Consider the following 16,098-nt stretch of genomic DNA (forward strand, 5'->3'; position numbering starts at 1 on the left):
TCAGGCCCGCACAGCCGTGTCGCAGGAGGCCCAGACCCAGCCGCAGGGGGCAAGGCTCAGCTTGTCGCCCGCCAGCGTTGCCCCCTCTTGCGGCCCGTCCAGCGCGGTCAGACCCTTGACGGGCAGGCTCACCGGCTTGTCCGACAGGTTGAAGGCGCAGAACACAGACCCCTCCGCCCCGTCGCGCCGGAAGGACAGCAGGGGGGGCCTCACATCAAAGAACGTGCTGCGCCCGGCCACCAGCGCCGAGCCTTTGCGCCACGCCAGCAGGCTGCGATAGCAGTCCAGCACCGACCCCGCCCCCTGCGCCGCCACATTCCGCGCCAGTTGCGGCGGCTTTACGGGCAGCCAAGGCTTGCCGGTGGTGAACCCGCCATGGGCCGAGCCATCCCAGACCATCGGCGTACGGCATCCGTCACGGCCCTTGTAATCCGGCCAGAAGCGGAAACCCGGCGGGTCGGTCAGCTCGTGATATTCGATGTCGGTCTCGGTCTGGCCCAGTTCCTCGCCCTGATAGAGGCAGATCGAGCCCTCAAGGCTCAGCAGCATCGCGGCCGCCAGCTTTGCTACCGCGTCCTGCGGGCCATGGTCGGCCCAGCGCGAGACATGGCGGATCACGTCATGGTTGGAAAAGGCCCACATCGGCCAGCCATTCGGTGCGGCGGTAAAGAACCCCTCGACGCGCGACCGGAAATGCGCAGGCGTGAACTTCGGCCCCAGCATGTCGAAACTATAGGCCATGTGCAGCCGGTGGCCCGAGGTATATTCTTCCATGATACGCAGAGCACGGCGCGGGCCTTCGCCCACCTCGCCCACCATGGTGCGGGCATCGAATTCGTCGAGCAGTTCACGCATCCGTTCCAGAAACGGCAGATTTTCCGGGCGGCATTTGGAATATTCGTGGTCCTGCATGTCATAGGGGTTCACGGCGGGAATGTTTTCCTCGCGTGGCTCCGGCCCGTTGTCACGCAGCTTCGCATCGTGGAAGTAGTAGTTCACCGTATCCAGCCGGAAGCCATCGACCCCGCGTTCCAGCCAGAAGCGCATGGTGCCCAGCAGGTAATCCTGCACCTCCGGGTTGTGAAAGTTGAAGTCGGGCTGCGAGGTCAGGAAGTTGTGCAGGTAATACTGCCGCCGCCGCGAATCCCACTCCCATGCGCTGCCACCAAAGACCGAAAGCCAGTTCGAGGGCGGACTGCCATCGGGCTTCGGATCGGCCCAGACATACCAGTCGGCCTTTGGGTTGCTGCGGTCCTTGCGGCTTTCGACAAAGGCGGGGTGCTGGTCCGACGAATGGCTGATCACCTGATCAATGATGACCTTCAGCCCCAGATCATGCGCCCGCGCGACCAGCGCGTCAAAATCCTCCAGCGTGCCGAACAGCGGGTCGATGTCGCAATAATCGCTGACATCATATCCCATGTCGGCCATCGGGCTTCTGAACACCGGCGACAGCCAGATCGCATCAACGCCAAGCCCCGCCACATGATCCAGCCGGGCGGTGATACCCTTCAGATCGCCGATGCCGTCACCATCACTGTCCTGAAAGCTGCGCGGATAGATCTGATAGACCACCGCGCCGCGCCACCAATCCGTCATCCGAAACCCCATAAATGTTCGCGCTAACATCACGACGAGCCGTCTGCATGGCAAGCGGGATCGGCAGCGGGCGGCATAAATTCCTGCCGATTGTGGCCGCAGGGGCGAAATCGCTGCCGGAAGCATCAGGAACGGTCATTGTATGCATCACAAAAATCAAATTGACCCTGCCGCAGGCGCGCATCACCTTGCACCGAACCCCCGGAGCGCGCCGATGACCAAAGCCCCCCTTTTCACGCCAGTCCTGATCGCGGGCTGTGCCATCCTGCTGCTGAACTTTGCCCTCAGGGCAAGTTTCGGTATGTTCCAGATCCCGATTGGCGAGGAATTCGGCTGGCCGCGCGCGGAATTTTCACTGGCCATCGCCATCCAGAACCTTGCCTGGGGCATTGGCCAGCCGCTGTTCGGTGCGGTGGCGGAACGGTTCGGTGATCGCAAGGCGATCATCGGCGGAGCCATTCTGTATGCACTGGGTCTGGTACTGTCATCCTATGCGATGACGCCGCTGGAAATGCAGCTTTACGAAGTGCTGGTGGGCTTCGGCATCGCAGGCACCGGCTTTGGCGTAGTGCTGGCGGTGGTGGGGCGCGCGTCGTCGCCGGAAAACCGCTCGCTCGCGCTGGGGATCGCCACGGCGGCCGGGTCGGCCGGTCAGGTGGTCGGCGCGCCCCTGGCCGAAATTCTGCTGCAAAGCTTTCCGTGGCAGACGGTGTTCCTGATCTTCGCCGCAATCATCATGGCGACGCTGCTGGCGTTGCCCTTCCTGCGCTCGCCCGAGATGGCAACCAGACAGGAGCTGGAGGAAAGCCTTGGCACGGTGCTGAAACGCGCCTTCACCGACCCGTCCTATATCATGATCTTCCTCGGGTTCTTTTCCTGCGGCTACCAGCTTGCTTTCATCACCGCGCATTTTCCGGCCTTCGTGACCGAGATGTGCGGCCCGATCGACCCGAACGGCCCGCTGGCCGCCATGGGGATCGAGACGACCTCGGCCCTGGGCGCCGTTGCCATCGCGGTGATTGGTCTTGCCAATATCGTGGGCACCATTACCGCCGGGATGCTGGGCAAGAAATACACCAAGAAATACCTGCTGGCCGGGGTTTATACCGCGCGGACCATCGTGGCGGCGCTGTTCATCCTGCTGCCGATGACACCGACAACTGTGCTGCTGTTCTCGCTGTCCATGGGGGCACTTTGGCTGGCAACCGTGCCGCTGACCAGCGGGCTGGTCGCACATATCTACGGGCTGCGCTACATGGGCACGCTTTACGGCTTCGTCTTCCTGTCGCACCAGATCGGCGGCTTCCTCGGCGTCTGGCTGGGCGGCAAGATGTATGACCTGACGGGCGGCTATACGCTGGTCTGGTGGATCGGCGTTGGGGTCGGTGCCTTCTCGGCGCTGGTGCATCTGCCGATCCGCGAAAAACCCTGGGCGCCGCAGGCCGCCTGATGCGCGCCGGGATCGCTGCGCTGGTCGCCGCCTATGTCCTCAGCCAGTTCTACCGCGCTTTTCTTGCGGTCATGGCGCCGGTTCTGAAAACCGATCTCGGGATCGGGGCTGAGGATCTGGCGGCGGCCTCGGGCCTGTGGTTCCTGACCTTCGCGGCGGCACAGATTCCGGTTGGCTCCGCGCTGGACCGGATCGGGCCGCGCCGCACGGCGGCGGTTCTGTTCGGCCTTTGCGCAGGCGGCGGGGCATTGGTGTTCGCGGCCGCCTCCTCCGCATGGCAGATCCAGCTTGCCATGGCGCTGATCGGGGTGGGCTGTTCGCCCGTCTTGATGGCGACCTATTATATCTTCGCCCGCACCTACGCGCCCGCAATCTTCGGAACGCTGGCGGGTGCGGTCATCGGCATCGGCAATCTGGGCAATATCGCGGGCTCCCTGCCGCTCGCCTGGGCAGTAGAGAGTTTCGGCTGGCGCGAAACGCTGGTGGCGCTGGCGACCGTGTCGCTGATCATCGCGGGGCTGGTTGCCCTGCTGACGCGCGACCCGGAACGGGTGGAGGGGCAGGCGCGCGGCTCGGTGCTGGATCTGCTGCGCATGCCCGCGATCTGGCCGATCCTTGCCATGATGTCAGTGGCCTATATGCCGCCCGCCGCGCTGCGCGGGCTGTGGGCCGGGCCTTACTATGCCGATGTCTTTGGCGCCGATACCGCGCGCATCGGGCAGGTGACGCTGGCGATGGGGCTGGCGATGGTGGCCGGGAATTTTGCCTATGGCCCACTGGACCGGCTGTTCCACTCGCGCAAGCGGGTGATCCTGACCGGCAACCTGATCTGCGCCGGCGGCTTTCTGGCGCTTTGGGCCATGCCCGCAGCCGGGGGCTGGGTGACGCCCGGTCTGATGGTGCTGATCGGGCTGACCGGCGCCACTTTCGCGATGATCGTCGCGCATGGCCGGGCCTTCTTCCCACCGCATCTGGTGGGACGCGGGGTAACTCTGATCAACCTGTTCGGCATGGGCAGCGTCGGGATTTCGCAGATGATCACCGGGCGGCTGCATGCCGCCGTGGCACCCGTGCCGCCCGAGGCGCCCTATCAGGCGCTGTTCCTGTTCTATGCGCTGGTCATGCTGGCTGGATGCGCCATCTACCTTCTGGCACAGGATCGCACGGACTAAGCTTTCCCTTGTCGCACCGCGCCCCTATCTTGTGGCGCGAAAGGCAGGCCGATGATCGTCTATCCCGCTGAGTACAATGCCCGGAAAGAGGCGGTCTTTGCCGCCCTTGCGCAGGTGGAGGGCGAAGCCCGCCGCCTGCCCTTCGCCCCGCTGCGCTTCCGCGACTGGCCCGAGACCGGCGCGCGCGTGGCCACCGCGCTGATGCGGGCAAAGCGGCAGCCGCGCGGACCCGTGATGCGCTGGCTGAAGCGACAGCTTTTGCGCGGGCAATACAACTGGGCACGCAGCTATTTCACCGCGCATCCTGACCGGCTGGCGGTGGCGTGGAACGGACTGACCGGCTCGCGCATGGCCTGGCTTCAGGGCGCCCGCGACGCGGGCGCACCTGTGCTGCATGCCGAGCTTGCCCCGCTGCCGGGGCGGATCACGCTGGACGCGGCAGGGGTAAATGCCGAAAGCAGCGTGCCGCAGGACCCGGAATTCTTTCGCGCCTGGGCCGCGTTGCATGAAACCCACCGCTGGCGCGAGGCGGGCGCTGGGCTCAGCGCGCGCGCCTCACGCCGGGCCGATGTGGGGCAGGCCGGGGCCGATGGACTGCCCGATACGACTTTCCTGTTCTGCCCGCTTCAGGTGCCCGATGACAGTCAGGTCCGGCTGTTCGCCGGATGGTGCAGCGGGATGGCCGGGTTTCTGACCGCTCTGGCGGAGGCAGTGCCGCATCTGCCCGAGGGCTGGCACCTGCGGGTAAAGGAACACCCTTCCGCTAAACAGGCGCTGGGGCCGCTGCTGGAGCCGCTGCTGGCGACCGGACGGGTGGTGGTGGACAATGCGACCGACAGCTTTGCCCAGCTTGCCGCCGCGCGCGGGGTGGTGACGCTGAACTCCTCGATGGGATTGCAGGCGTTCTTTCACGACCGGCCGGTGGTGACGCTGGGCCAGGCTTTCTTCAACCTGCCCGGGCTGGTGCATCATGCGGGGGGGCAAGAAGCGCTGAACGCCTTGTTCGCGGCACCAGAGGCGCTGGGCTATGACGAAGCCCTGCGCGCGGCCTTCGTGGCATGGCTGGCAGAGGTCTATTATCCGCGGTTCAGCCACGAACCCGGCCAGCCGCCCAGCTTTGACCGGCCCGCCTTCGCCGCCAAACTGGCCGAAGCCCGGGCGGCTGCCGGGGGGCGGGAATGAACCGGCTGGGCTACCTGATTGCCAAATACGGCCGGAATGACGCAGCCTTTCAGGCCGCCTCTATTCCCGAAGGCGAATTGCTCGCCCCGCTGGCGGGCAAGCGCATCGCACTGGTCGGCAATGCGCGTGCGCTGGCGCAAGGCGCATTCGGGGCCGAGATCGACGCCGCCGATCTGGTGATCCGCATTAACGCCGCGCCGATCCCCTCCGCCCGGTCACATGGCACGCGAACCGACTGGGTGGGCCTTGCCGTTCGCATGCCAGCCGCGCGGCACCGGCTGCTGGGCCAGCCACGCCTGTTGTGGATGTCGCCCAGGCTGCACCGCATTTCATGGCTGGTGGCATCGCAGCCGGGGTTCTTCCGCTATCCGCGCGCCCGCTACGATGCCCTGCGCGCGAAACTGGGGGTCGGCCCGACCACGGGCATCATGCTGATCGAACTGCTGGCGGATTCGGACCTGGCAGAGCTGCGGCTTTACGGGTTTGACTTCTTCGCCTCGCTGTCGCTGTCAGGCCCGCGCACGGCGGCGGATGTGGGGCATAATTTCGCGGGCGAGGCGGATTTCGTGGCCGATCTGACAAAGCGCGACCCGCGTATCCTTCACCGGCGATGATCGCGCTTTCCCTCGCCGGGGGATTGGGCTAAGGGGCCTCGTCTTCTCTGTGAAATGGAGGTCCCCCCGATGGGCTACAGAGTCGCCGTCGTCGGCGCCACGGGTAACGTGGGCAAAGAAATGCTGAACATCCTCGCCGAGCGCGAGTTCCCGGTGGACGAGATCGTGGCGCTTGCGTCGCGCAATTCGCTGGGCACTGAAGTCAGCTTCGGCGACAAGACTTTGAAGACCAAGGATCTGGCCGAGTTCGATTTCACCGGCTGGGACATCGCCTTCTTCGCCATCGGTTCCGATGCAACGAAGGTCTATGCGCCCAAGGCGGCCTCGCAGGGTTGCGTGGTGATCGACAACTCGTCGCTGTATCGCTACGACCCGGAAATCCCGCTGGTCGTGCCGGAAGTGAACGCCGAGGCGGTGGACAACTACAAGAACAAGAACATCATCGCGAACCCCAACTGCTCGACCGCGCAGATGGTTGTGGCGCTGAAACCGCTGCATGACCGCGCGAAGATCAAGCGTGTCGTCGTCGCCACCTACCAGTCGGTGTCCGGCACGGGCAAAGAGGCGATGGACGAACTGTGGAACCAGACCAAGGGCGTTTTCGTCCCCGGTCAGGAAGTTGCGCCGAAGGTCTATCCCAAGCAGATCGCCTTCAACGTGATCCCGCATATCGACGTTTTCCTGGACGATGGCTCGACCAAGGAAGAATGGAAGATGGTCGCCGAGACCAAGAAGATCCTCGACAAGAGCATCAAGCTGACCGCGACCTGCGTGCGCGTGCCGGTGTTCGTGGGTCACTCGGAAGCGATCAACGTCGAATTCGAGGAGCCGCTGGACTGGCAGGAGGCGCAGGCCATCCTGCGTGAAGCGCCCGGTATCCTCGTCGTCGACAAGCGCGAGGCCGGTGGCTACATCACCCCGGTAGAATGCGTCGGCGAATACGCGACCTATGTCAGCCGCATCCGCGAGGATTCGACTGTGGAAAACGGCCTGAGCTTCTGGTGCGTGTCCGACAACCTGCGCAAGGGCGCCGCGCTGAATGCGGTGCAGATCGCCGAGGTTCTGGGCAAGCGCTGCCTCAAGAAAGGCTGAGCCGCATCTGACGGTACGTCAAAGGCCCCGCTTCTGCGGGGCCTTTTCGCTTGTGGCGCTGGCCTGACGTTGACCACAGGCGCAGGCGGGTCTATCCCCCACCCATACGGCCAGCGGAGGCGAGATTGACGATTTACCTGCATCAGAATGACCTGCCCGACGGGCTGGACCTCGGCCCGGTGGTGGCGATCGACACCGAGACCATGGGCCTCGACCCGCGCCGCGACCGGCTGTGCGTGGTGCAGCTTTCGGCGGGCGATGGCCATGCGCATCTGGTGCAGATCGCGCGCGGCCAGACCAGCGCGCCGAATCTGGAGCGGCTGCTGACCGATCGGGCGGTGGTGAAGCTGTTTCACTTCGGCCGTTTCGACATCGCGGCGATGCAGAAGGCCTTCGGCGTGACCACCGCCCCGGTCTGGTGCACCAAGATCGCGTCAAAACTGATCCGCACCTTCACCGACCGGCACGGGTTGAAATACCTGCTGGCCGAGCTGGTGGGGGTGGATGTCTCGAAACAGCAGCAGACCTCGGACTGGGGGTCGGCCGAGCTGACCGAGGCGCAGAAGGAATATGCGGCGTCGGACGTGCTTTACCTGCACAAGCTGAAAGCGGCGCTGGAGGCGCGGCTGATCCGCGAGGGCCGGATGGAGCTGGCGCAGAAGTGTTTCGATTTCCTGCCAACGCGGGCAGAACTCGATCTGCTGGGCTGGGAGGAACCGAATGACCTCTTCCACCACTGATTTCCTTGCCGTCGGCCGTCGCGTCATCCGCCGCGAATCGGAGGCGCTGGACCTGCTGGCCGACACGCTGGACGGCACCTTCGGCGCGGCGGTCGATCTGATCCTGAAGGCGCGCGGGCGGGTCATCGTCTGCGGCATGGGCAAATCGGGCCATATCGCCCGCAAGATCGCCGCCACCTTTGCTTCGACCGGCACGCCGGCACAATTCGTCCATCCTGGCGAGGCGAGCCACGGCGATCTGGGCATGGTGACCGCAGATGATGTGGCGCTGGTACTGTCGAACTCGGGCGAGACGCCGGAGCTTGCGGATGTCATCGCCCATACCCGGAGGTTCAGCATTCCGCTGATCGGGGTGGCCAGCCGGGCGGGTTCGACCCTGCTCAGGCAGTCGGATGTGGCGATCCTGCTGCCCCCCGCGCCAGAGGCCTGCGAAACCGGGATCGTGCCGACGACCTCGACCACCATGACCCTGGCACTGGGGGACGCGCTGGCCGTCGCGCTGATGGAACACCGGCAGTTCACGCCCGACCAGTTCCGGGTCTTCCACCCCGGCGGCAAGCTGGGTGCGAAACTCGCCACCGTGCGGCATCTGATGCATGCCGACCTGCCACTGGTCAGCGGCGCAACCCCGATGAGCGAGGCACTGCTGGTGATGAGCCAGAAGGGCTTCGGCGTGCTGGGCGTGATCGACGCTGACCGCCATCTGATCGGCGTGGTGACGGACGGTGACTTGCGGCGGCATATGGACGGTCTGCTGTCCCTGTCAGCCGAACAGGTGATGACGCGCCATCCGCGCACCATCGGCCCCGAGGCACTTGCTGAAAAGGCGGTGGCCGAAATGAACGCCCGCAAGATCACCTCGCTTTTCGTGGTGGACCCCGAGGGTTCGCAACAGGTGGTCGGGCTGATCCACATTCACGACTGCCTGCGCGCGGGCGTGGTCTAGGCCATGGCGAGGGATGCCCATTCGCGACTGGTGGGATGGCTGAAGGTCATCCTGCCGCTGTCTGCGCTGGCGATTCTCTCGACGCTGTTCCTTGTCGCACGCACGGTCGATCCCGATGCGGCAATCCCTTATTCCGATGTCGAGATCGCCGAACGCCTGCGCGAGCCACGCATGACGGCGCCCACGCTCGCCGGAGTAACCCGCGACGGGGCGACGATCACAGTGACTGCCGCCGAGGCCCGCCCTGCCGAAGAGTCAGGCACCTCCGCCAGCAGCGTCCGCGCGCGTCTGGAAACCCCGGATGGCGCGCATACCGCCCTTTCGGCGGGTCAGGCGCAGGCGGATGCCAGCGGCACACTGGTCACGCTGGATTCGGGTGTTCTGCTGTCCAACTCCGCCGGATATGAGATGAAGACCGAGGCGCTGCAACTGCGTCTGGACACCACACAGGCGACCAGCACCGGCCCGGTCGAAGGCTTCGGCCCGCCCGGCCAAATCGAGGCGGGTGGAATGGAGATTACGGAAGCCCCCGGCGCTCCGGGCCAGTATGTTCTGGTTTTCAACGGTGGCGTTCGCCTGATATACCAGCCGCGTAACCCCTGACAGAGGCCGATCATGCGCTGCCGCCCCCTTCTTGCCCTCGCCCTGAGCTGCCTGCTTCTGCCGGTCGCCGCAGGCGCGCAGCAGGCGAATATCGCATTTGGCGGGCTAAAGCAGGATACCAGCCTGCCAGTGCAGGTGGAGGCCGATAACCTGACCGTCGAACAGGCCACCGGCACCGCAGTATTCAGCGGCAATGTCCGGGTGGCGCAGGGGGATCTGAAACTCGCCGCTGCGCGGGTGCAGGTAGAATATGCCGCCGACGGCAAGGCCATCGAGCGGTTGCATGCCTCGGGCGGCGTGACCATGGCCAATGCGACCGACGCGGCCGAGTCGAAAGAGGCGGTCTACACCATCGGCTCCGGCAATCTGGTGATGACGGGCGATGTTCTGCTGACCCAGGGCAAAAGCGCCATTGCCGGGCAGAAGCTGGTGATCGACCTCAAGGCAGGGACCGGCACCATGCAGGGGCGGGTCTCCACCACCTTTGTGCCGGGCAACAAGTGATGACGGATCTGGCGGTGACAGAGGGTTCAGCCGGGCTGCGTGTGCGTGGCTTGCGGAAAAGCTACAAGAAACGGCCTGTGATCCGCGATGTGACGCTGGATCTGCAACGCGGCGAGGTCGTGGCACTTCTGGGCCCCAACGGCTCAGGCAAGACGACCTGTTTCTACTCCATCGCCGGTCTGGTGACGCCCGAGGGCGGGCAGGTGCTGATCGACGGCAAGGATGTGACCACCTTGCCGATGTATCGCCGCGCACGGCTGGGCGTGGGCTATCTGCCACAGGAAATGTCGATCTTCCGCGGGCTTTCGGTCGAGGACAACATCCTCGCCGTGCTGGAGATTCGCGAGCCCGACGGCCACAAGCGGCGCGAGCGGCTGGAAGAACTTCTGTCTGAATTTTCCATCACCCACCTGCGCCGCGCACCTGCGCTGGCGCTGTCGGGCGGGGAAAGACGACGGGTCGAAATCGCGCGCTGTCTTGCCGCCGATCCCAAGTATCTGTTGCTGGACGAACCCTTTGCCGGGGTGGACCCGATCGCGGTGGGTGAGATCCGTCATCTGGTGCAGGATCTGAAGCTGCGCGGCCTTGGCGTGCTGATCACCGACCACAATGTCCGCGAGACGCTGGGCATCGTGGACCGCGCCTATATCCTGCATGACGGCCATGTCCTGATGAGCGGCACAACCGACGAGATCGTACGCGACGAAACCGTGCGGCGGGTCTATCTGGGCCAGAGCTTCCGGTTGGGCTGAGCCCTCACCGGCGCGACAAACCGCCTGTCATGCGGACTTCATGTACCTGTTGACAAGTCACGTCATCCTGCCGCCAAATACCCGGGATGCGTGCGAGAACCGCCCCCGACTCCAGCCCTGACCGGCAGCTTCCTGCCGAGCCGACTGGTATCCAAGTGCAGGCGGCCCCATGTAAAATTCATCAGCGGGTAACCCTGCATGATGCAGGATTTGCCGTGCTGTTTTCGTGAAGGAGGAGCCATGCGTTACCAGATCAGTGGAAAACAGATTGATATCGGTGAGGCGCTTCAGACCCATGTGAAGGCCGAACTGGGCGAGGTGGTGGAAAAATACGCCCAGCGCCCGACCGACGCTGTGATTGTGTTTTCCAAGGCCGCGCACGAATTCGTATGCGAGGCCACGATCCACCTTTCCACCGGGCTGAATGCCAGTGCGAAAGGCAGCGCATCCGAAGTCTATGCCGCGTTCGAGGCCTGCCGCGAGAAGATGGACAAGCAATTGCGCCGTCACAAACGCCGCCTGCGCGACCACCACCACAAGCGCACGGCCCCTGTTGAATTCGACGGCGGTTCCTCCTATATCCTCGCCCCGACCGATGAGGGCGACGAGAGCGAGGCAATCTCTGATCAGCCCATCGTCATCGCCGAGATGGAGACGAAGATTCCTTCGATCACCGTCGGCGAGGCGGTGATGCAGTTGGAGCTGGCCGGGCAGAAGATGCTCGTCTTCCGCAATGAAGGACATGGCGGGGTGAACGTCGTATATCGCCGGGATGACGGCAATATCGGCTGGATCGACCCGCGCAACAGCAAATAGCGCCTGCGAGGCGCGGAATAGACGGCGACCCTGATGGAAATTTCAAAGATTCTCAATCCTGAGTCCGTCAGGGTCGTCAGTCAGCTGACCAGCAAGAAGCGCCTGTTTCAGGAGCTGGGTGAAATGGCGGCACAGGCTTACAAGCTGAATGCCTCCATCGCCATTGATGGTTTGCAGGAACGCGAAAGCCTTGGTCCGACCGGCGTGGGCCATGGCATCGCCCTGCCACATGCGCGTCTGGAAGACCTGAACAGAATCGTCGGTGTGTTTGTGCGTCTGGAAAAGCCGCTGGACTATGACAGCGTCGATCGCCAGCCGGTCGATCTTGTGTTCGGCCTGTTCGCACCCAAGGATTCGGGGGTCGAGCATCTGAAGGCGCTGGCGCTGGTCAGCCGTACCATGCGCGATTCCGGCATCTGCACCAAGCTGCGTGCCAACACCGATCCGGCAAAGCTGTTCGCCATTCTGACCGAAAGCCGGGCGCCGCAGGCGGCCTGACGGTCAGTCGCGCCAGCGACCGAAACCATAGCCGATGTAATCCCGCTGATAGGCGTCGCGCGCGGCGTCTTCCAGTTCCGCATCATGGATGCGGAACAGCGCCTCGGCCAGGGTCAGGTCACAGGACAGATCCGGCATGACGACGCCCGTCTCATCACACAACCAGGTCAGCCCTTCTGCCAGACGATCCTCGCGCAGCACGGCATCCGGCCCCTGGAATTGCGCGAAGCCTTGCAAGACGACGGTCTGCGAGGCAAAGCGCGGGTCGATCTTCTGCCCGGTCTGCCCCGAAAGATAGAGCTTAAGCCAGCGCAGCACCGCCAGAAAGGCCATGCGCTCTTCCTCTGCCGTCAGCGGTTGCCCCGGTACGGGCAGGTCCAGCTTGTAGCTGCGGGTCAGCAGGCGATAGAGGTCGCCTCCCTCCATCACCACAGCCCGAAAGCCGGCATAGGCCCGCAACAGAGGGTGGCGCAACACGGTGAAGCTGCGGTGCGGAGCGTTCTGCCGTTTCCACTGTCGCAGGGTTTTCTGCACGAAATCCGTGACGATCCCGCCGGTTCCCAGACGGCCCAGCCAGTCGCGCAACTCTGCCTCCGGCCCACCGCGCAGGGGCATGTAGAGCAGCGGCGCATCCGCAGCCGCGACGAAGCCCGGTATGCCGGGCGTGCGGCGCGGTTCAAAATTCGGGGTGCGCGCAAGGTTGAAACGATCCAGCCGGGCCAGAGACCGCTCCATCTCGGCCGGATTGCTGACCTTGTCTGCGATTTCCTCGGGGTTCTGCTTCTTGAGCTTCGGGTCCAGCGCCGTCAGCCGGGCCGGACCCCCCAGAAAGGCGGCAAGGCCGTTCAGCACATCCAGATCGTTCAGATCCTCGTAGTCGATGTAGAAGGCAGTTTGCCCCGTCACCTGCAAGCCGTGGAGCAGATGCACCTGAAACTCCTGCGCCGCGCGCAGATGGGCCTCAAACTCTGCCGGATCGAACCGCGCGCGCGCAGTTTTCAGCTTTGCCGCATTCTGCAACTTCCACTGGCCGGTATCCTGCGCAATCTTCAGGCTGACATAGCTTTCGACCGGATTGCGGGTGAGGATGATCTTTGCGCAGGCCGGATCGGCCAGAACCGCCCCGATCACGCGGGAATCATGGTCGTGGAAGCATCGAAATCCCGCCATGCCCTGCGTCGCCGCACGCATCGCGGCCAGCACCGGAAAAGGATCGGCATCGCGCTCGGCAATGTCGATACCCCAGAGCGACAGGTTGTCCTTCTTGCCCATGAAATGCGGGTTGAACACCTCGCCATGACAGGTCACCCCCTCAAGCGCATTCAGGTTCGCCTCCAGAAAGTTGGAACCCGTCCGCATTTCGGCGAACATCACGAAAGAGGTGAATCCGGTCGGGGGCAAATCACTTCACCAGATAGGGGCGGCCGCGCCGCGTGGTCGAGGGGCGCGGGTCATCCCCGGCAGGAAAATCACCCATCAGGACAGGCTGCATACCCTGATTGCGCAGATTTTGCAGGAACTGGCCGAAACCGACCAGATCCGACATGCGCGGCGCCTCGGTCAGGCGGCGGCTGGAGCGTGGGCTGATCTCGTCGATGATGGTCTGCAACGGCTCCATCGGGTTCTCGATAAATTCGGCCAGCGTCCAGATCCGTACCCGTGCCTTAACGTGCAGGGACCGCAGTTGGGCCAGATGGTCGGCTTCGATCTTCTGAAGACGGGCCGCCTCTTTGCGGATGTCACCGAAATTGCGGTTGGAATGGAACAGCGGCACCGCCCAGGCGCCCGAGATGACCGAGACCTGCGCATTCGGATCACGGGCTAGGAAGGGGCCGATCTTCTGGTTATCCCGCGGGCCGAACTGGAAGCACTGCCTCTCGCCCCGCGTGTTCCACATCAGGTTCCCCATAAAGCCGCGCAGGTTATAATCGCGCAGTGCGGGACTATCGGACAGGGCGCCGTTATAGACCGTCTCGCCCCCCGCGAATTCCACACGGTCGGGCGCGAACAAATGGCCATGTACCCGCGATCCGGTGACCTTGCCCAGCCAGATGTCGAAATTCTCGAACAGATCGGAAAAGCCTTCGAACACAGAATAGGGCGCAGCGGTCATGCCGTTTTCCCAATCGAGGTTCGGGAAGCGGCTTTGCATGTACAGCCCGGCCCGGCCCTTGGTCCGTCGTTCCACCGCCTTGGCAAACAGCCGGTCGATCTTGCCCGGGTTCGGTTCTGCCGCTGGTTGGCGGGCCAGATCGTCGGACAGGAAGATGCGGTAAAGCTTGTCCGCATGCGGCCAGATCTTGCGCGCCACAAAGCAATCGGACCGGCGCAGCAATTGCAGGTGATCGTCGTAGAAGATGTGCGGCTTGCCCTGAAAATCGAACTTCGACAGCGTGAGCGAGCGGCTTTCGACATTGACCGAAACCTGCCGCACAAGCGTCTGGAAGTAGCTTTCATCAGGAATCCAGACCTTGCGGAAGTAGCGGTCATAGACCGGGCGTTCCGGGTCTTCCAGGATGGCAGACAGGGTTTGCCTGGTCAGACACCACCACTGGCTGCCAAGATGCGGCACAAGGGCAGGCGGAATGCGACGGCGATACCGGACCCGGCGTTGCAGCCGGACATAGCCATCGAACAGCCGGCGCTGCTTGCGCCACGAGAACGGGAAACGCAGCGTGAAACGCTCGATATTCAACCCGCCGATCGTCCAGCCAACATCCTCGGTCGTGACGCTTTCGATGAAATCGGTTTTCGGCCGCTCGTCGAGATAAGCCACCAGTTCCTCGACCGGGCGCAGGGGCAGGCACGACCCTGAGGCAAGATAGACATGCCGGACGCCCGGAAACTCGTGCAGCATCATGGTGGCGGCCGCCTGCGTGGCGGCAACCAGACCCCAGCTTCCCCATTCGCAGGCATGGCGCGGCGAAAAGCGGATGTCGGGCACGCCTTCCAGATCGCGCGTCATCCGGCGCAGCGCCGATTTCGACACGCGCTTGTCGACATGGATCACCACCGGGCAACCATGATCGGCCCAATAGCGCGCCACCTGTGCGGCACGGCCCAGCGCGGTGTGGCAAAGCATGACGAAGCCGACGCTCACCCCCGCCCCCTCACGCCCAGTTGCCCTTGGACATCAGCCCGAGAATCTCAAGCTGGCGCCAGTTGATGTATTTCTCGCTCCACTTGCACCAGAAATCCGGGCTGGCGGCCAAACCCTCCTGATAGGCGCGGTATTCGTGACTGTTGGCATAGTGCTGCTTGCGCGCCATTTCCTCCGCCGCCTTGTGGGCGAAGGTATCGAGGAACTTGGCATGCAGAAGGCAGCCCGAAGCCTTTTCGCCGCCCCATTCGTCATAAACGAGGTTCAGCCCGCGCGGCAGCAGCATGTGGGTCGAACTGACATAGGCATAATCGCGGTGCCATTTCACCAGCGGAATCTTGTTCAGCGCCGGCGCACGTTCCGGTGCATCGGTAAAGAAGGTGCGCGCACGGGGCCCGCCCTGAATCCACAGATTGCCAAACTTTCGGTTCTTCGACATCGTGTAATTGCCGCTGTCGAACCATTGCGCGGTTTCGAACGGGTCAGTGCCCTCGCGATAGGCATGTTCGCCGAACGGACCCTTGGGATACATGTCCAGCAACATCGCCGAGAAGGATTTGATGGAACTGGCGTCCAGCCAGTCGGTCAAGGCGCGCAGCGGCCTCGTATCACAGAACGGGTAGACGAAGAATTCATCCGAATCGACGACCAGCGACCAGTGGCCATGGCCATAGCGCATTTGCAGCCAGTTCAGCCAATCCACCCCGAACCGGGCCCGCTTGTAACTGGCCCGCGTGGTCCAGACCGAAACATCCGGCTGCGCCGCCAGATATTCGCGCGAGCCGTCCTCGCTGTCATTGTCCACGAAAAGGAAATGATCGATCCCCAGATCCCGGTAATACCGCAGGAAATAGGGCATCCGCACTTTCTCGTTCCGGAGGGTCGAGAACAGCAGAAGATCACCCGACCGGATGGCCCCGGTCCGGTCGGCAACGGGTTTCAGCTCACGTCGCTTGCGAAAAGCGCGAATACGCCAGCGCTTGCGGGCAAGCCGAAGCTGATATGATGACAGTATGCCCACACACTCTCT

General features: G+C 63.8%; 17 protein-coding genes. 13 read left to right on the forward strand and 4 right to left on the reverse strand.

All coding sequences use genetic code 11. The features are described 5' to 3' along the window. Positions 1-1,599: an alpha-amylase family glycosyl hydrolase gene (locus IE126_RS15310; protein WP_189381510.1), complete on the reverse strand. Its 1,599-nt coding sequence runs from the start codon at positions 1,597-1,599 to the stop codon at positions 1-3. 47 nt (positions 1,600-1,646) lie between these two features. Here IE126_RS15310 and IE126_RS15315 point away from each other — a divergent pair, with 47 nt between their 5' ends. From IE126_RS15315 to IE126_RS15375, 13 genes are all read left to right on the forward strand, one after another. Continuing rightward, positions 1,647-1,817 (forward strand): hypothetical protein, encoded by a 171-nt coding sequence (locus IE126_RS15315; protein WP_161805983.1) that lies wholly within the window; start codon positions 1,647-1,649, stop codon positions 1,815-1,817. Then, positions 1,814-3,049: an MFS transporter gene (locus tag IE126_RS15320; RefSeq protein ID WP_054301454.1), complete on the forward strand. Its 1,236-nt coding sequence runs from the start codon at positions 1,814-1,816 to the stop codon at positions 3,047-3,049. Before IE126_RS15315 ends, IE126_RS15320 begins: the two co-directional genes overlap by 4 nt. Further along, on the forward strand, positions 3,049-4,221 hold the full coding sequence (locus IE126_RS15325; protein WP_189381511.1) for an MFS transporter: 1,173 nt from the start codon (positions 3,049-3,051) through the stop codon (positions 4,219-4,221). Before IE126_RS15320 ends, IE126_RS15325 begins: the two co-directional genes overlap by 1 nt. 51 nt (positions 4,222-4,272) lie before the next feature. Then, entirely contained in the window at positions 4,273-5,403 is a 1,131-nt protein-coding gene (locus tag IE126_RS15330; protein ID WP_189381512.1) for a capsular polysaccharide export protein, LipB/KpsS family, read from the forward strand. Next, positions 5,400-6,017, forward strand: coding sequence for a glycosyltransferase family 29 protein (locus IE126_RS15335; protein WP_189381513.1), 618 nt, complete (start codon positions 5,400-5,402; stop codon positions 6,015-6,017). The genes IE126_RS15330 and IE126_RS15335 overlap by 4 nt, the downstream gene beginning before the upstream one ends. A gap of 69 nt (positions 6,018-6,086) precedes the next feature. After that, positions 6,087-7,109: an aspartate-semialdehyde dehydrogenase gene (locus IE126_RS15340; RefSeq protein ID WP_054301455.1), complete on the forward strand. Its 1,023-nt coding sequence runs from the start codon at positions 6,087-6,089 to the stop codon at positions 7,107-7,109. Positions 7,110-7,234: 125 nt separating this feature from the next. Continuing rightward, a complete protein-coding gene (locus IE126_RS15345) occupies positions 7,235-7,849 on the forward strand; it encodes a ribonuclease D (RefSeq protein ID WP_108128745.1) in 615 nt (204 codons plus the stop codon). After that, entirely contained in the window at positions 7,830-8,795 is a 966-nt protein-coding gene (locus tag IE126_RS15350) for a KpsF/GutQ family sugar-phosphate isomerase (RefSeq protein ID WP_054301430.1), read from the forward strand. Before IE126_RS15345 ends, IE126_RS15350 begins: the two co-directional genes overlap by 20 nt. A 3-nt stretch (positions 8,796-8,798) precedes the next feature. Next, on the forward strand, positions 8,799-9,398 hold the full coding sequence (gene lptC / locus IE126_RS15355; protein WP_189381514.1) for an LPS export ABC transporter periplasmic protein LptC: 600 nt from the start codon (positions 8,799-8,801) through the stop codon (positions 9,396-9,398). A gap of 12 nt (positions 9,399-9,410) precedes the next feature. Then, complete coding sequence (gene lptA / locus IE126_RS15360) at positions 9,411-9,902, forward strand: lipopolysaccharide transport periplasmic protein LptA (RefSeq protein WP_054301432.1); 492 nt, start codon at positions 9,411-9,413, stop codon at positions 9,900-9,902. After that, positions 9,902-10,654 carry an LPS export ABC transporter ATP-binding protein gene (gene lptB, locus IE126_RS15365; RefSeq protein ID WP_189381515.1) on the forward strand — a complete coding sequence of 251 codons (753 nt, stop codon included), beginning with the start codon at positions 9,902-9,904 and terminating at the stop codon, positions 10,652-10,654. The genes lptA and lptB overlap by 1 nt, the downstream gene beginning before the upstream one ends. A gap of 240 nt (positions 10,655-10,894) precedes the next feature. Beyond that, positions 10,895-11,470 (forward strand): ribosome hibernation-promoting factor, HPF/YfiA family, encoded by a 576-nt coding sequence (gene hpf / locus IE126_RS15370; RefSeq protein ID WP_054301434.1) that lies wholly within the window; start codon positions 10,895-10,897, stop codon positions 11,468-11,470. Positions 11,471-11,503: 33 nt separating this feature from the next. Beyond that, positions 11,504-11,968 carry a PTS sugar transporter subunit IIA gene (locus IE126_RS15375; RefSeq protein WP_054301435.1) on the forward strand — a complete coding sequence of 155 codons (465 nt, stop codon included), beginning with the start codon at positions 11,504-11,506 and terminating at the stop codon, positions 11,966-11,968. 3 nt (positions 11,969-11,971) lie between these two features. Here the strand turns inward: IE126_RS15375 and IE126_RS15380 are convergent, their stop codons facing one another. From IE126_RS15380 to IE126_RS15390, 3 genes are read right to left on the reverse strand one after another with little or no spacing between them, the layout of a single operon-like run. Then, positions 11,972-13,369, reverse strand: a complete 1,398-nt coding sequence (locus IE126_RS15380; protein WP_308429985.1) for a nodulation protein NodH — start codon at positions 13,367-13,369, stop codon at positions 11,972-11,974. A gap of 1 nt (position 13,370) precedes the next feature. After that, on the reverse strand, positions 13,371-15,068 hold the full coding sequence (locus IE126_RS15385) for a DUF5927 domain-containing protein (RefSeq protein ID WP_108128749.1): 1,698 nt from the start codon (positions 15,066-15,068) through the stop codon (positions 13,371-13,373). A gap of 10 nt (positions 15,069-15,078) precedes the next feature. Then, positions 15,079-16,089: a glycosyltransferase family 2 protein gene (locus IE126_RS15390; RefSeq protein ID WP_054301438.1), complete on the reverse strand. Its 1,011-nt coding sequence runs from the start codon at positions 16,087-16,089 to the stop codon at positions 15,079-15,081. Positions 16,090-16,098 lie beyond the last annotated feature (9 nt).

The organism is Gemmobacter nanjingensis, from assembly GCF_014652195.1.
Classification (GTDB): Bacteria; Pseudomonadota; Alphaproteobacteria; order Rhodobacterales; family Rhodobacteraceae; genus Gemmobacter; species Gemmobacter caeni.

What these genes read in the sequence shown, in the direction of transcription:
- IE126_RS15310 (WP_189381510.1), bottom strand. Translation starts at nt 1,599, where the DNA reads ATGACGGATTGGTGGCGCGGCGCGGTGGTCTATCAGATCTATCCGCGC.
- IE126_RS15315 (WP_161805983.1), top strand. Translation starts at nt 1,647, where the DNA reads ATGGCAAGCGGGATCGGCAGCGGGCGGCATAAATTCCTGCCGATTGTG.
- IE126_RS15320 (WP_054301454.1), top strand. Translation starts at nt 1,814, where the DNA reads ATGACCAAAGCCCCCCTTTTCACGCCAGTCCTGATCGCGGGCTGTGCC.
- IE126_RS15325 (WP_189381511.1), top strand. Translation starts at nt 3,049, where the DNA reads ATGCGCGCCGGGATCGCTGCGCTGGTCGCCGCCTATGTCCTCAGCCAG.
- IE126_RS15330 (WP_189381512.1), top strand. Translation starts at nt 4,273, where the DNA reads ATGATCGTCTATCCCGCTGAGTACAATGCCCGGAAAGAGGCGGTCTTT.
- IE126_RS15335 (WP_189381513.1), top strand. Translation starts at nt 5,400, where the DNA reads ATGAACCGGCTGGGCTACCTGATTGCCAAATACGGCCGGAATGACGCA.
- IE126_RS15340 (WP_054301455.1), top strand. Translation starts at nt 6,087, where the DNA reads ATGGGCTACAGAGTCGCCGTCGTCGGCGCCACGGGTAACGTGGGCAAA.
- IE126_RS15350 (WP_054301430.1), top strand. Translation starts at nt 7,830, where the DNA reads ATGACCTCTTCCACCACTGATTTCCTTGCCGTCGGCCGTCGCGTCATC.
- lptC (WP_189381514.1), top strand. Translation starts at nt 8,799, where the DNA reads ATGGCGAGGGATGCCCATTCGCGACTGGTGGGATGGCTGAAGGTCATC.
- lptA (WP_054301432.1), top strand. Translation starts at nt 9,411, where the DNA reads ATGCGCTGCCGCCCCCTTCTTGCCCTCGCCCTGAGCTGCCTGCTTCTG.
- lptB (WP_189381515.1), top strand. Translation starts at nt 9,902, where the DNA reads ATGACGGATCTGGCGGTGACAGAGGGTTCAGCCGGGCTGCGTGTGCGT.
- hpf (WP_054301434.1), top strand. Translation starts at nt 10,895, where the DNA reads ATGCGTTACCAGATCAGTGGAAAACAGATTGATATCGGTGAGGCGCTT.
- IE126_RS15375 (WP_054301435.1), top strand. Translation starts at nt 11,504, where the DNA reads ATGGAAATTTCAAAGATTCTCAATCCTGAGTCCGTCAGGGTCGTCAGT.